This is a genomic window from Peribacillus tepidiphilus, from assembly GCF_009466385.1.
Classification (GTDB): domain Bacteria; phylum Bacillota; class Bacilli; order Bacillales; family DSM-1321; genus Bacillus_BN; species Bacillus_BN tepidiphilus.
In genome coordinates, this window is sequence record NZ_WIAQ01000003.1 from 112,017 (window position 1) to 127,756 (window position 15,740).

Sequence of the window (15,740 nt, forward strand, 5' to 3'; positions counted from 1 at the left end):
TTATTTATTTGGAAAAGTACTACACTTCTATCGAATTTATTTTCCATTTTGAACGTATCTAAAGGGGTGTAAAAGATGATCAATCAACTTTCATGGAAAGTTGGCGGACAACAAGGGGAAGGGATCGAAAGTACGGGGGAAATTTTCTCTATAGCCCTCAACCGATTAGGCTACTACTTGTATGGTTACCGTCATTTCTCATCTCGTATTAAAGGGGGACACACGAATAATAAGATTCGTGTAAGTACGACTCAAACTCTCTCGGTGTCTGATGACTTGGACATTCTTGTTGCGTTTGACCAAGAGACAATTGATGTAAACTACAAGGAGTTACACGACAAAGGAATTATCATTGCGGATGCAAAATTTAATCCTCAGCGTCCTGAAGATACGAATGCGAAATTGTATGCGGTTCCATTTACTGATATTGCAACGGAACTTGGTACTTCATTGATGAAGAACATGGTAGCGGTTGGTGCATCCTGTGCAGTGTTAAATTTGGACATCGAAGTATTTAAAGATGTAGTTCAAGAAATCTTTGGCCGCAAAGGCGAGCAAGTTGTTCAAAAGAACATGGATGCTATAAAAGCTGGCTATGATTATATGAAAGAAGAGCTAGGGGATCAAGTTGGTGCTATGCAGCTCGAAAAAGGGGACGGCAAAAAGCGTTTATTTATGATTGGTAATGATGCAATCGCTCTTGGTGCACTTGCTGGCGGATGCCGATTCATGGCAGCCTATCCAATTACACCTGCTTCTGAAATCATGGAATATTTAATTAAAAAGCTACCAACAGTAGGAGGCACTGTGATTCAGACTGAAGACGAAATCGCTGCATGTACGATGGCAATTGGTGCAAATTATGGTGGAATACGTGCAATGACTGCATCTGCAGGCCCTGGACTTTCATTAAAAATGGAAGCGATTGGTCTTGCAGGTATTACTGAAACCCCTGTGGTCATTGTCGATACTCAACGTGGAGGTCCATCAACAGGTTTACCGACAAAACAAGAACAATCGGACCTTATGGCCATGATTTACGGCACTCACGGTGAAATTCCGAAAATCGTAATGGCTCCAAGTACGGTTGAAGAAGCTTTCTACGATGCTGCAGAAGCTTTCAACTTGGCCGAAGAATACCAATGCCCTGTTATTTTGTTAACAGATCTTCAGCTTTCATTGGGTAAGCAAACGGTAGAACCTCTTGACTATTCTAAAGTAGAAATTAGAAGAGGAAAGCTGGTTACTGAGGATCTTCCTGCAACAGACAGCTACTTTAAGCGCTATGAAGTAACGGAAGATGGTATTTCACCTCGGGTGATTCCAGGTATGAAGGGTGGAATCCATCACGTTACAGGTGTTGAGCATGACGAAACAGGTAAGCCTTCAGAGTCAGCAGCCAACCGTATAGCACAAATGGATAAGCGTATGAGAAAAATTAAAAACGTACGCTTTAAAACGCCTGTTCATAAAAACGTTAAACACGAACAAGCGGATCTTTTGATTGTTGGTTTTAATTCTACACGTGGTGTGATCGAAGAAGCGATGACTCGTTTAGAACAGGATGGAATAAAAGTGAACCATGCTCATGTTCGCCTCATTCATCCGTTCCCGACAAACGAAATGCTGCCTTTAATTCAATCTGCTAAAAAAGTAGTGGTAGTAGAGAATAATGCGACAGGACAGTTAGCCAATATTATGAAAATGAATGTCGGTCATATCGATAAAATTAAGAGCATCTTAAAATATGACGGGAATCCGTTCTTGCCGCATGAAATTCATTCACAATGCAAGGAGTTGTTCTAAGATGGCCACATTTAAAGATTTTCGCAATAATGTAAAACCTAACTGGTGTCCTGGATGCGGAGATTTCTCTGTACAAGCTGCCATTCAGCGTGCAGCTGCAAACGTAGGTCTTGAACCTGAAGGACTAGCTGTTATTTCTGGGATCGGTTGTTCCGGACGTATTTCAGGCTATATTAAATCATATGGATTTCATGGAATTCATGGTCGTTCTTTGCCTATTGCTCAAGGTGTTAAAATGGCAAACCGTGATTTAACGGTAATCGCTTCTGGCGGTGATGGAGACGGTTTTGCAATAGGGATGGGCCACACAATTCATGCAATCCGAAGAAATATTGACATTACGTACATTGTAATGGACAATCAAATCTATGGCTTAACGAAAGGTCAAACATCCCCTCGTTCAGCCGCTGGTTTTAAAACAAAATCAACGCCTCAAGGATCTATTGAGCCAGCGTTATCGCCAATGGAAATGGCGTTAACGGCAGGTGCAACGTTTGTTGCCCAGAGTTTTTCGACTGATCTGAAGGATTTAACAGCAATCATAGAGGCTGGAATTAAGCATAAGGGATTTTCTTTAATAAATGTATTCAGTCCATGCGTAACCTATAACAAGGTTAATACATATGACTGGTTTAAGGAAAATCTTACAAAATTAAGTGATATTGATGGCTATGATCCATCCAATCGTGAGATGGCTATGCAGACTTTAATGAAGCATAACGGTCTTGTTACAGGAATCATTTACCAAAATACAGAAAGAAAATCCTACCAAGAACTGATTCCTGGTTTTAGCGAGAAGCCGTTAACACAATCAGAACTCAAACTTTCACAAGAAAGCTTTGATAAGCTGGTTGCTGAATTTATGTAACATCATTCAAAATGCCGAGAGACTATGTCTCTCGGCATTTTTTCGCAAGATAAACTTGCTTCAACTATCCATCTCTGATTTTATCAATATGATTTACTCGTTGTTTACCAGAAGCATCCTCGGTGTCTGTGGTCACGTCTGTCGTCACGTCTATCATCTCTTGCTCCAGCAACAAGGTCATCGATTAGACAGCGGCGTACAGCTCTACAAAAATCATCTCTGTCAAGCTTAACCTTTGCGTCAAATTTGAAGTCTTCTCTTCTTCTTCTGTCTCGATCGTCAAAAGCACCTAGAACATTATCATTACGAAAGCAACTCATCAACAACACTCCTTTATTATTAATACATTGTATCTTATGCAAGAAATGGACAAGCGGAACAGTTTTTATCCCATTTTGTTAAGAATGTGCGTTTTACCTTTTCATGTCATTGGTTTGATTTGGAATAGACTTGAGTGTAGAGGTCGTTCTTTATCCGTAATAGAAGATGAGACTTATTAATATATGTATAAATATAGAAAAGGAGGATGGGGTATGAAAGGATTTGAATATTTACAAGAGGAACTTGATGTAATGAAAAAAGAAGCTACCTATAGGAAATTAATTCCTTTACAATCAGAACAGAGTTCTAAAATAGTGGTTGATGGAAAAGAATTGATCCAGCTTTCTTCTAATAATTATCTTGGGTTAACATCACACTCTCGTTTACGAAAAGCAGCTGTAGAAGCAATTGAGAAATTCGGGGCGGGAACAGGTTCTGTCCGAACAATCGCCGGAACCTTTACGATGCATGTTGATTTGGAAAAGAAGCTGGCAAAATTCAAGCATACAGAAGCTGCACTAGTGTTTCAATCTGGATTTACTACGAACCAAGGAGTCCTTTCTGCCATCCTTTCTGCTCAAGATGTAGTGATTTCTGATGAACTGAACCATGCTTCTATTATCGATGGAATTCGTTTAACGAAGGCTGCAAGAAAAGTATATAAGCATGTCGATATGGAAGATTTAGAAAGAGTATTAATAGAAACGAAAGATTATAGAAAGCAATTGATTGTAACGGATGGTATATTCTCAATGGATGGGAATATTGCTCCACTTCCAGAAATTGTGGCATTAGCCGAGAAATATGATGCCATCGTTATGGTTGATGATGCACATGCATCAGGGGTCCTTGGGAAAAATGGCCGAGGCAGCGTAAATCATTTTGGGTTGGACGGAAGAGTGCACATTCAGATAGGAACTTTAAGTAAAGCTATTGGTGTATTAGGAGGCTATGTCGCTAGTTCGCAAACCTTAATTGACTACCTAATGCATAAAGGGCGTCCATTCCTTTTTAGCACTTCACACCCTCCAGCGGTTACAATGGCTTGCATGGAAGCGATTGATGTATTATTGGAAGAACCGGAGTTAATTGAAAAACTGTGGGATAATACTCGTTTCTTCAAAACCGGCTTGCAAGAGTTAAGGTTTAATACTGGGAAAAGCAAATCTCCAATCACACCGATTATCGTTGGTAGTGAAGCTCTTTCCCATCAATTTTCTGATAGACTAAAAGAATACGGAGTATTTGCACAAGGAATCGCTTTTCCAACAGTGGCAAAAGGTCAAGCACGCGTCCGGACGATTGTAACAGCACAGCATTCAAAAGAGGAATTACAACAAGCCTTAGATGCATTTGAAAAAGCCGGTAGAGAACTGGGAATCATTTGAATGGAAATGGAGCTTTCTTATTAGGGAAGGCTCCTTTTCAATTTAATAGAAGAAGTTTAGAAACTTAAACATGCGCACTCCGCTTTTCGATTTATGAACACTTTCTTACATTTTTTATCTCTTGATTGGAAGTATTGTTTATTAATTACAAAAGCTTTATACTATGATAATGTGTATATTTCTATACACACAATTTCTGAAATAAATTAAAATTGTTATGATAATTTCTTTTTTAAATGAACGAAAGGGGTAAAGAAATGAACGAACAACAACGTTTGCAATCACGACAAGTAAAAAATGAAAATCCAGTGGACAAAAAATCCACCAAGGATTATAGCAAGTACTTTGAAGCAGTTTACGTTCCTCCTTCCTTAAAGGAAGCAAAAAAACGTGGAAAAGAAGAAGTCAAGTATCACAAGGACTTTTCGATTCCTGAGGAATTTAGAGGAATGGGGAATGGACGTAAATTTTACATTCGCACGTATGGCTGTCAAATGAATGAGCATGACACAGAAGTAATGGCAGGTATTTTCATGGCTTTAGGATATGAACCGACTGACCGTGCTGAAGATGCTAATGTCATTCTTCTAAATACATGTGCGATTCGTGAAAATGCTGAAAACAAGGTTTTTGGAGAAATTGGTCATCTAAAACCTTTAAAAATGGAAAAGCCAGATCTTCTTCTTGGGGTTTGTGGCTGTATGTCACAGGAAGAATCCGTTGTAAACCGCATTCTCTCCAAACACCAATATGTGGATATGATCTTCGGTACTCATAATATCCATCGACTGCCATACATCTTAAATGAAGCATATATGTCTAAAGAAATGGTGGTAGAGGTTTGGTCCAAAGAAGGTGACGTTATTGAAAACCTTCCGAAGGTCCGTCGCGGCAATATAAAAGCATGGGTTAACATTATGTATGGATGCGACAAGTTTTGTACGTACTGTATCGTTCCATACACTCGTGGGAAAGAGAGAAGCCGTCGCCCTGAGGACATCATCCAAGAAGTACGCCATTTAGCTGCTCAAGGATACAAAGAAATCACACTGCTTGGTCAAAACGTAAATGCATACGGTAAAGATTTTTCAGATATGAAATACGGTCTTGGCGACTTGATGGATGAAATTAGAAAGATTGACATTCCACGCATTCGATTCACGACAAGTCACCCAAGAGACTTTGATGATCACCTTATTGAAGTTCTGGCAAAAGGTGGTAACCTTGTTGAACATATTCACCTTCCTGTTCAATCGGGTAGCAATGATGTGTTGAAAATTATGGCCCGCAAATATACTCGTGAGCAATACTTGGAACTTGTTCGTAAGATTAAAGCTGCCATTCCGGATGTAGCTTTAACGACAGATATTATTGTAGGGTATCCAAATGAAACGGAAGAGCAATTCGAAGAAACTCTTTCACTATATCGTGAGGTAGGCTTCGATTCTGCATACACTTTCATATACTCACCTAGAGAAGGTACACCTGCTGCGAAAATGCATGATAATGTTCCAATGGAAGTGAAAAAAGAGCGACTTCAACGACTAAATGCTCTTGTGAACGAGTTGTCTGCACAAAAAATGAAAGAACATGAAGGTAAGATTGTAGAAGTGTTAGTAGAAGGAGAAAGTAAAAACAATCCGGATGTTTTAGCGGGTTATACAAGAAAGAATAAGCTAGTTAACTTCACTGGTCCAAAAACAGCAATCGGTAAGCTAGTGAAGGTAAAAATAACAGAAGCCAAAACCTGGTCATTAAACGGAGAAATGGTGGAAGAAACAGTAGAGGTGAAATAAGTGGCTAAATATACGAAAGATGATTTATTAACAAAAGCCAAGGAGCTTGCTGCAATGATTGCAGAAACAGAAGAAGTTGATTTCTTTAAACGTGCTGAAGCGCAAATCAATGAAAATCAAAAGGTTCGCGAAATGATTGCGAGTATCAAAAGTCTTCAAAAGCAAGCAATCAATTTCCAACATTATGGAAAAGAAAAAGCATACAATCAAGTGCAGGAAAAAATTGATGCGCTTGAAAAGGAGCTTAACGAGATTCCTGTAGTTCAGGAGTTTAAGCAGTCCCAAACGGATGTAAACGACTTATTGCAAATGGTAGCATCCGCTATCTCAAATACGGTCACTGACATCATCATAGAATCCACTGGCGGAGACGTACTTCGTGGTGAAACAGGCTCAAAGGTTCGTGCAGGTGGCTCAAGCTGTTCATAATAAAAAAATCCTTGCTTTATTACAAGCAAGGATTTTTTTATTTTCCAAGTGAAACCAACTGAACAGCCCTTCCTCTGTGATTTTGATCGTTAATCGTGACACATATCCCGGTATGCTGCATAAAATGAGATATAAAACACGCACACATACCAGATATTTTTATAGAAATTATTCGCACACTAGTCGTTTATACCGCATAGGATGAAATGAAACTGAATGAGGAGGGTTCGCTTAAATGTCATATTATAGAGAAATAATCACAAAGGCAGTCGTAGCAAAAGGACGTAAATTTACAAAGTCCTGCGATACAATCGCGCCACAACATCATCCTTCCAGCATTCTCGGTTGTTGGATTATTAATCATTCATATACTGCCAAAAAGGTCGGAAAAAGAGTTGAAATAACAGGCTGCTATGATATCAGCATTTGGTATTCCTACAACAAGAATACAAAAACAGATGTTAAAACAGAAACGGTCCATTACAAAGATGAAATAAAACTAAAATACCGCGATCGAGATTGTTATGATGATAACGAAGTAATTGCAAGGGTTGTACAACAGCCAAACTGTATTGAAGCATGCATTTCTTCATGTGGAAAGAAAGTTGAAGTACATGTGGAAAGAGAATTCTATGTCGAAGTAATCGGTGAAACAAAGGTGTGTGTAGCAGTAAATCCAAAAGGCTGTTCAGACGATGATGATGAATGGTACAATGAAGTGGATGACGACGAGTTTGATGAAATTGATCCAGACTTTATTGTCGAGCGTGAAAAATAAGCAAGTCCTCTGAACTAGGGAGAGTTCTTCCTAGTTTTTTCTTTGAAATCAATACCATTTACGATTTTCCCAATTCATTAAATGAGATTTTCCCATTTGTTTAACTTAGACCGTTGGAACTGTTATGATATAATATGGTTTACTGATAGAATATATTGGGGAAAGGTTTTGAAGGTACATGGCTACATATACGCCAATGATTCAACAATATTTGACAATTAAGGCAGACTATCAAGATGCCTTTTTATTTTTTCGTTTAGGCGATTTTTACGAAATGTTTTTTGATGATGCCATTAAAGCATCACAAGAGCTTGAAATCACCTTAACGAGCAGAGATGGCGGGGGAGACGAACGTATCCCGATGTGCGGGGTCCCTTACCATTCAGCTGCCAATTATATTGAAACGTTAATTGAACGTGGCTACAAAGTAGCAATTTGTGAACAGACAGAAGATCCAAAGCAAGCAAAAGGGGTCGTTAAAAGAGAGGTCGTTCAGCTCATTACCCCTGGTACCATTATGCAAGGGAGAGGAATTGAAGATAAAGAAAACAACTTTATCGCAGCTGTTTCCTTGTTCGATGATGGAACATTCGGTTTTGCTTATAATGATTTGTCAACAGGTGAAAATAAAGTAACTCTTCTAGGCGAAAATTTTCAAGAGGTCATCAATGAAATAGCTTCCATTGGAGCAAAGGAAGTGGTTGTAGATGACACTTTTCCGGAGCAATTGAAAAAAGACTTAAAGGAAAAGTTTTTCATAACGATCAGCTTGGAGAATGAGACTTCTATATCCAAGTCTTTTGAACATTTGTTAACCGATTTAGATGATGAAAAACTTGAACAAACCATGAGCACCTTGTTACATTATTTGTTCCGGACTCAAAAAAGAAGCTTAGATCATTTACAAAAAGCAAAATCATACAATACAAATCAGTTTTTGAAAATTGATTACTATTCAAAAAGAAATTTAGAGTTAACAGAAACAATCAGGACTAAAGGAAAAAAAGGGTCACTTCTTTGGCTATTAGACGAAACGAAAACTGCGATGGGCGGTCGTTTATTAAAGCAATGGATCGACAAGCCCCTCATTCAAAAGAAGGAAATTGAGCGACGACATCGTATCGTAGAGAGCATGATTAACCATTATTTTGAACGAGAAGAGCTAAGAGAAGGACTAAAAGAAGTGTATGACCTAGAACGCCTATCTGGAAGAGTAGCGTTTGGAAATGTTAATGCACGAGACCTCATTCAATTAAAAAAATCGTTGCAGCAAATTCCTGCCATTGCTCATATGCTAAATCGTTTTCAAAATGAAGATCTTCAGCATTTAGCTAATCAATTAGACCCTTGTGAAGAGCTTACCGACCTTCTAGAACGATCCATTGTAGACAACCCTCCGATTTCAGTTAAAGAGGGAAATATTATACGAGATGGATACAATGCAGAATTAGATCAATACCGTGATGCAAGCAGGAATGGAAAAACATGGATCGCAAAACTTGAGAAGGAAGAAAGAGAACGAACAGGCATTAAATCGTTAAAAATAGGATATAACCGTGTTTTTGGTTACTATATTGAAGTGACCAAAGCAAATCTTCAATTTTTAGAAGAAGGAAGATACGAGCGTAAACAGACGTTATCAAATGCCGAGCGTTTTATTACTCCGGAATTGAAGGAGAAAGAAGCGCTAATTCTTCAAGCAGAAGAGAAAATTGTAGATTTAGAATATGAACTTTTTCTCTCCATTCGAGAGGAAGTAAAAACATATATTCCTAGACTTCAGGCTCTCGCTCGCATTATTAGTGAATTGGATGTTCTACAATGTTTTGCAACAGTAAGTGAAAAACGACACTACGTAAAACCATCATTCTCTGATGAGCGAAAAATCATAATTAAAGACGGGCGTCATCCTGTTGTGGAAAAGGTGATGAAGTCACAGGAATATGTACCAAATGATTGTTATATGGATCAGGAGCGCGAAATCCTATTAATTACCGGTCCGAATATGTCAGGTAAAAGTACGTATATGAGACAAATTGCTTTAACTGCGATTTTAGCCCAAGTAGGTTGTTTTGTTCCTGCTTCAGAAGCTATACTGCCGATCTTCGACCAAATTTTTACACGAATTGGAGCGGCCGACGATTTAATATCCGGTCAAAGCACATTTATGGTCGAAATGCTCGAGGCTAAAAATGCCATTGCTCACGCTACAAAAAACAGTTTAATTCTTTTTGATGAAATCGGACGCGGAACTTCTACTTACGACGGAATGGCTCTTGCTCAAGCGATCATTGAGTATATTCATAACCACATCGGAGCTAAGACGTTATTTTCTACCCATTATCATGAGCTGACAAGCTTAGAAGAAGAATTGCCAAATCTAAAGAATATTCATGTAAGCGCAATTGAGCAAAATGGTAAAGTCGTTTTTCTTCATAAAATAAAAGAAGGACCTGCAGACAAAAGCTACGGGATTCATGTAGCGCAATTGGCAGAGTTACCTCCTTCTCTGATAAAACGAGCAAATGAAATTCTCGTTCAGCTAGAAGCAGGTTCTAATACTAGAGAAGAGGTAACAAAAGAAAGAAAAAGTTCGATTGAAGAAACAGCTGCTCAGCTTTCTTTCTTTACAGATGAAATAGTACCAAAAGCTGAAAAAGAAACTTCATCGGAAAAGAAATTACTACAAGAATTATCGTCACTAAACTTGTTAGAGATGACACCTTTAGATGCCTTGAACACACTTTATAAATTGCAGAAAAAGCTTAAATCTCAGCAAAACTCCTAAACTTCTATAAATAGGGAGGTGAAAGAATGGCGAAAATTATTCAGTTGGATGACTCACTTTCCAATAAAATTGCAGCTGGCGAAGTCGTTGAGAGACCGGCTTCTGTAGTAAAGGAGCTTGTTGAGAATTCTATTGATGCAAATAGTTCTATTATCGAAATTTTAGTTGAAGAAGCAGGATTAGCATCAATCAGAATTATTGATAACGGTGATGGAATTGAAGAAGATGATGTAATAAAAGCGTTTGATCGGCATGCAACAAGCAAAATAAAAAACGAAAACGATTTATTTCGTATTCGTACATTAGGGTTTAGAGGAGAGGCGCTGCCAAGTATTGCTTCTGTTTCTAATGTTGAATTGAGAACAAGCACCGGTAGTGAGGCAGGGACATTTTTACGTCTTCAAGGCGGCAAGGTTCTAGAGCATGGAAAAACTCATGCACGCAAAGGAACAGATATAACGGTTTCAGATTTATTCTTTAATACACCTGCCCGATTAAAATACGTAAAAACGATTCATACAGAGCTGGGAAATATTAGCGATGTCGTCAATCGATTAGCTTTATCGCATCCTGAAATATCTTTTAAGCTGGTTCATAATGATAAAGTTCTTCTTCATACAAATGGAAATGGGGATGTCAGACAGGTACTTGCCAGTATATACGGAATTGGAATTGCAAAAAAAATGATTCCCATTCAGGCAGAATCTTTGGATTTTACGATAAATGGCTATATTTCTCTACCTGAACTGACAAGAGCATCTAGAAATTATTTAACACTTATGATTAATGGAAGATTCATTAAAAACTACGCTCTTGCAAAAGCCGTTCTGGAAGGATATCATACATTACTGCCTATTGGACGATATCCAATCGGCTTAATAAATATCACAATGGATCCAGTGCTGGTTGATGTCAATGTTCACCCTTCTAAAATGGAAGTGAGGTTGAGCAAAGAAGGAGAGCTAAATGAGCTTATAACACAAGCTATAAAAGATGCCTTTAAAAAGCAGACGTTAATTCCTTCTCAGAGCCATATCGTTGAAAAAGTGGCAAAACCAAAATCTGAACAAGCTTCCTTTGAATTAGACACGATTTTTAATCAGAATCATGATGAAAATAAGTACGAAATTAAAGAAAGTTCAAAGGAAGCTCCTGTAAATATTGAACCGAAACCAATTAGTAAGCCTGTGATTTTTGAAACAAATTTTACCTTACCTGAAGCTGACGAGAAAGAAATTCCTTCTCCTCCATTATTAAATGAAGACAATCAAACAGACGTACCAGAAGAGAGTACGATGGAAGAAATTGAAGGGAAAAAGAAAAAAATAGAAAGAATCCCGCCTCTTTATGCAATTGGTCAAATGCACGGAACCTATATTTTGGCACAAAACGAAAAGGGATTATACATTGTTGATCAGCATGCTGCTCAAGAAAGAATCAAATACGAGTATTTTCGGGAGAAAGTAGGACAGGTCACAAACGAACTTCAGGATTTGTTAGTTCCAATTACATTGGAGTTTTCACCTGATGAAGTCATTAGAGTGAATGAGTACAAATCTGAGCTTGAAAAAGTCGGAGTATTTCTTGAGGAATTTGGTGTAAATGCCTTTATTGTTCGTTCACACCCGATTTGGTTTCCAAAGGGTATGGAGCAAGAAATCATTGAAGAAATGATTCGTCAGCTTTTGGATATGAAAAAGGTGGATGTAAAAAAATTAAGAGAAGAAGCGGCGATTATGATGAGCTGTAAAGCATCTATAAAGGCAAATCAGTATTTGCGTAAAGAAGAAATTCAAACTCTACTCGATGATTTAAGAAGAAGCTCTGATCCGTTTACATGTCCACATGGGCGACCGATTATTATTCATTTTACGACATATGAAATGGAAAAAATGTTTAAACGGATTATGTAATAAGTAAAGGGGCTGCCTCCATAATGCCTTCATTTATAGAAAAGTCCATACCCTTCTATAGTTGCTAAGGCAGATGAGAGTCAGCCTCCCATTTAGCCAATTCCTTATTGGACTCTATTCATTTTCATTTGATGGGGAAGATTTTCATAGATTTCTGAATAAAATGAACCTGTCTTACCTATAATAATTAGATGTTCTCATGCTTTTTACTAAATTGTGTTAAGATAAGATTAAACCGAATAAGGCAGTGAAGAAATGAAAGAAATGATTAAGCTAATCGTGATCATAGGACCAACAGCTGTCGGGAAGACCAAACTTAGTATAGAACTGGCCAAAAGATTCAATGGTGAAATCATAAGCGGAGATTCTATGCAAGTCTATAAAGGGATGGATATCGGTACTGCAAAAATTAAGAAAGAAGAGATGGAGGGAATCCCTCATCATTTAATCGATATCAAGGAGCCTTACGAGTCATTTAACGTTGCTGAGTTTCAGCAAAAGGTCACTGAATGGATCAAAAAAATTTCAGCTAAAGGAAAAATGCCCATTATTGTCGGGGGAACAGGTCTTTACATACAATCCGTTTTATATGATTATGAATTTTCCGATGCACCTTCTGATGAAGACTACCGTAACCAACTTGAACAATTGGCCTTACATAAGGGAAACGAATATGTTCATGAATTATTGAAACAATATGATCCTGAAAGTGCCGAGCGAATTCATCCAAATAATATTCGAAGAGTCATTCGGGCTTTAGAAATTTTTCACTGTACAGGCGAAACGATGAGTTCGATCTTAAAAAGACAACAAAATGTTCCGCTTTACGATGCTGCAGTCATAGGTCTGGATATGGATCGTGAAGTACTGTATGAGCGAATCAATAAACGAGTGGACTTAATGATGAAGGAAGGTCTACTAGAAGAAGTAAAAGCCTTGTATAACCAAGGTTTACGGGATTATCAATCCATCCAAGCCATCGGATATAAAGAGTTATATGCGTATCTTGATGGCGAAACTTCGCTTGAAGAGGCAGTCGAAACATTAAAGAGAAATTCCAGAAGATACGCAAAAAGACAGCTGACATGGTTCCGTAACAAAATGGATGTGAAGTGGTTTGATATGACCCAAGTGGAAAGCTTTGAAAAAAAAGTTGAGGAAATATCCGCTTTTATAGAAGGAAAGCTGAAAATAAAAGCGAATAGATAATTTAGAGATATAAGAGGAGGATCATTCAATGAAACAATCAGTTAATATTCAAGATCAGGTTTTAAACCAATTAAGAAAAGACGGAACGTATGTGACGGTCTTTTTACTAAATGGCTTTCAAATAAGAGGTCAAATTAAAGGCTTCGATAATTTCACTGTTCTATTGGAATCAGAAGGAAAACAACAGTTAGTATTCAAGCACGCTATTTCAACTTTCGCTCCACAGCGAAACGTACAAATTGATTTTGAAGTAAAAGAATAAAAAGCAAAACAGACATGACTGAGAGTCATGTCTGTTTTTTATATAGTTTAATTGATGAATGGAGTGGCATTGTTTATTTCGAAACACCAGCCCTTGGATAAAATAAAACTTCCATTAGTAAAGTCAACGTACGTAAACGTTCCTTTCATCATAAGCTAACCGGGCGATTGCCGTATTTCTTAATAAGGCAAAACATATACTGTAATGAATGGCATTTGAATACATATATTATAAGGAAATATTTCTTGGGAAAGCGCAAGATCTGACAAGCACTAGTGGGGATGACAAGAAAATTGTCGGGCTGACCCGAAATATGTGATCTATTTTGTTGAAAACATATTTTTTTGACAATCTTTGTTGAATAAAGATGGATGGATGAGTGAGGTGACAGCATTGGATCAGCCTTTTCATATGAGAAATAATGGACAAATCAATATCGTTCTGAGCGGACAAAAGAAAAAGACGATAAAAAAAGATCCACCGATAAGGGAAATATATGAAAAAGAAGTACCTCCTCATCATATGGCCCTTAGGGAAATTGAAGCAGAACTTGAACAGCTAGTTGGTATGGAAGAGATGAAAAGAACGATTAAACAAATATACGCCTGGATCTATGTGAACAAAAAAAGGGAAGAAAAAGGATTAAAAGCTAGCAAACAGGCACTTCATATGATGTTTAAAGGCAACCCTGGAACAGGAAAAACGACAGTAGCTAGACTTATAGGGAAGCTGTTTTTAAAAATGAATGTTTTGTCAAAAGGTCATTTGATAGAAGCTGAAAGAGCAGATTTGGTAGGGGAATATATTGGTCATACTGCTCAAAAGACTAGGGATCTCATAAAAAAAGCAATTGGCGGAATTTTGTTCGTGGACGAGGCTTATAGCTTAGGACGCGGAGGAGAAAAGGATTTCGGAAAGGAAGCTATCGATACTCTTGTGAAGCACATGGAAGATCGGCAGCATGAATTTATTTTGATTCTTGCTGGCTATTCAAGAGAGATGGATCATTTTTTGACACTAAATCCCGGTCTTCATTCTCGTTTTCCGATTGTCGTTGATTTTCCGGATTATTCCGTTGACCAGCTTATGGAAATTGCAAAACGTATGTTGAATGAGAGAGAATATGGTTTGAGCATGGAAGCTGAAAGGAAACTCAAAAACCATCTCGCTCAGATCAAAAGCACATGGAGTCCTATAAGCTTTTCAAATGGGCGTTATATCCGGAATGTCATCGAGAAGTCCATCCGTACACAAGCGATGCGCTTATTAATGAATGACGAATATGATAAGAATGAATTAATCACCCTAATGAGTCAAGACATAACTCTTGATGATGAAGAAGACATTTCATTCTAATTTTAGAAAGGCAAAAGGCTGAATCGATATGATTCAGCCTTAGGTTGTAGACAAAGTATATTTCTCATATATTTAGATTGTTGACAAGTTTTTTTTTATTTTGTGTGAAAAATCATTCCCCTATTCGTAATGGCGAATAGATTTAATCGGAAGCTTCCATTTATAAGTGTATGAAATGACTCTCAACACCGTAATGACAATAAAGAGAGTATATAATTCCAAGGATGAGGAGGCAAAGCCTAGACCGACAAAAAGTCCACACAATATGGCCCAAACCGCGTAAATCTCTTCTTTAAAAACAAGCGGCTTCCTGCGTGCCAGTAGATCTCTTACAATTCCTCCACCGCTTCCGGTTAACAAAGCAGCAAAGATGATAGCACTGATTGGATGATTCATCTTCACAGCATAAAGCGCGCCCTGGATAGCAAAAGCAGAAAGACCGATCGCATCAAAGAAGCTTCCCCATCGTTTCCAATGTTTTAAGAGATTATTAGGAAACAAAAAAACAGCTGTAATAGATAGGATCGCTATGGTGAAAGACATGCTTTGATTCCAAAGTGCTGAAACTGGTAGCCCTATGAGCAAATTTCGGATTGCACCGCCACCAAAAGCTGTCACAAGTCCTAGAAAATACACTCCTAATATATCGTATTCTTCCTCCATCGCAACAATTGCTCCGCTAACTGCAAAAGCAATAGTCCCAATGACAGTAAAAACCTCCCAGCTCAATTCAGTCATACTTATTCCCCCGTTGCTAACAAACGAAAATCCGGTCATTTGTCTATTCTTAAAGGTTTAATCCAAATTAACATTTTATCACGCTTCA

At 37.9% G+C, this 15,740-nt stretch carries 13 protein-coding genes; 11 read left to right on the forward strand and 2 right to left on the reverse strand.

Annotated elements, in window-relative coordinates; all coding sequences use genetic code 11:
• The first annotated feature begins 75 nt into the window (after window positions 1-75).
• Complete coding sequence (locus GD441_RS03755) at window positions 76-1,806, forward strand: 2-oxoacid:acceptor oxidoreductase subunit alpha (protein WP_153123853.1); 1,731 nt, start codon at window positions 76-78, stop codon at window positions 1,804-1,806.
• Between the two features lies 1 nt (window position 1,807).
• A complete protein-coding gene (locus GD441_RS03760) occupies window positions 1,808-2,674 on the forward strand; it encodes a 2-oxoacid:ferredoxin oxidoreductase subunit beta (RefSeq protein WP_153123855.1) in 867 nt (288 codons plus the stop codon).
• 104 nt (window positions 2,675-2,778) lie between these two features.
• On the opposite strand, the gene GD441_RS03765 is transcribed toward GD441_RS03760, so the two are convergent.
• Window positions 2,779-2,994 carry a hypothetical protein gene (locus GD441_RS03765; protein WP_153123857.1) on the reverse strand — a complete coding sequence of 72 codons (216 nt, stop codon included), beginning with the start codon at window positions 2,992-2,994 and terminating at the stop codon, window positions 2,779-2,781.
• A gap of 213 nt (window positions 2,995-3,207) precedes the next feature.
• On the opposite strand from GD441_RS03765, the gene GD441_RS03770 reads away from it, so the two are divergent.
• From GD441_RS03770 to spoVK, 9 genes are all read left to right on the forward strand, one after another.
• Window positions 3,208-4,383 carry a glycine C-acetyltransferase gene (locus GD441_RS03770; protein ID WP_153123859.1) on the forward strand — a complete coding sequence of 392 codons (1,176 nt, stop codon included), beginning with the start codon at window positions 3,208-3,210 and terminating at the stop codon, window positions 4,381-4,383.
• Window positions 4,384-4,640: 257 nt separating this feature from the next.
• The gene (gene miaB, locus GD441_RS03775; protein ID WP_153123861.1) at window positions 4,641-6,179 is read left to right on the forward strand and encodes a tRNA (N6-isopentenyl adenosine(37)-C2)-methylthiotransferase MiaB; all 1,539 of its coding nucleotides are present in this window, start codon (window positions 4,641-4,643) and stop codon (window positions 6,177-6,179) included.
• Entirely contained in the window at window positions 6,180-6,608 is a 429-nt protein-coding gene (locus GD441_RS03780; RefSeq protein WP_153123863.1) for a YlbF/YmcA family competence regulator, read from the forward strand.
• 235 nt (window positions 6,609-6,843) lie between these two features.
• On the forward strand, window positions 6,844-7,386 hold the full coding sequence (locus tag GD441_RS03785) for an outer spore coat protein CotE (protein WP_153123865.1): 543 nt from the start codon (window positions 6,844-6,846) through the stop codon (window positions 7,384-7,386).
• A 178-nt stretch (window positions 7,387-7,564) separates the two neighbouring features.
• Window positions 7,565-10,174, forward strand: a complete 2,610-nt coding sequence (mutS, locus tag GD441_RS03790) for a DNA mismatch repair protein MutS (RefSeq protein ID WP_153123867.1) — start codon at window positions 7,565-7,567, stop codon at window positions 10,172-10,174.
• Window positions 10,175-10,200: 26 nt separating this feature from the next.
• On the forward strand, window positions 10,201-12,087 hold the full coding sequence (gene mutL / locus GD441_RS03795; protein ID WP_153123869.1) for a DNA mismatch repair endonuclease MutL: 1,887 nt from the start codon (window positions 10,201-10,203) through the stop codon (window positions 12,085-12,087).
• A gap of 255 nt (window positions 12,088-12,342) precedes the next feature.
• The gene (gene miaA, locus GD441_RS03800) at window positions 12,343-13,296 is read left to right on the forward strand and encodes a tRNA (adenosine(37)-N6)-dimethylallyltransferase MiaA (RefSeq protein WP_153123871.1); all 954 of its coding nucleotides are present in this window, start codon (window positions 12,343-12,345) and stop codon (window positions 13,294-13,296) included.
• Between the two features lie 28 nt (window positions 13,297-13,324).
• Window positions 13,325-13,558, forward strand: coding sequence for an RNA chaperone Hfq (gene hfq / locus GD441_RS03805; RefSeq protein WP_153123873.1), 234 nt, complete (start codon window positions 13,325-13,327; stop codon window positions 13,556-13,558).
• Between the two features lie 393 nt (window positions 13,559-13,951).
• Window positions 13,952-14,914: a stage V sporulation protein K gene (spoVK, locus tag GD441_RS03810; protein WP_153123988.1), complete on the forward strand. Its 963-nt coding sequence runs from the start codon at window positions 13,952-13,954 to the stop codon at window positions 14,912-14,914.
• A gap of 120 nt (window positions 14,915-15,034) precedes the next feature.
• Here spoVK and GD441_RS03815 read toward each other — a convergent pair whose 3' ends face one another.
• Complete coding sequence (locus GD441_RS03815) at window positions 15,035-15,643, reverse strand: trimeric intracellular cation channel family protein (RefSeq protein WP_153123990.1); 609 nt, start codon at window positions 15,641-15,643, stop codon at window positions 15,035-15,037.
• Window positions 15,644-15,740: the final 97 nt, after the last annotated feature.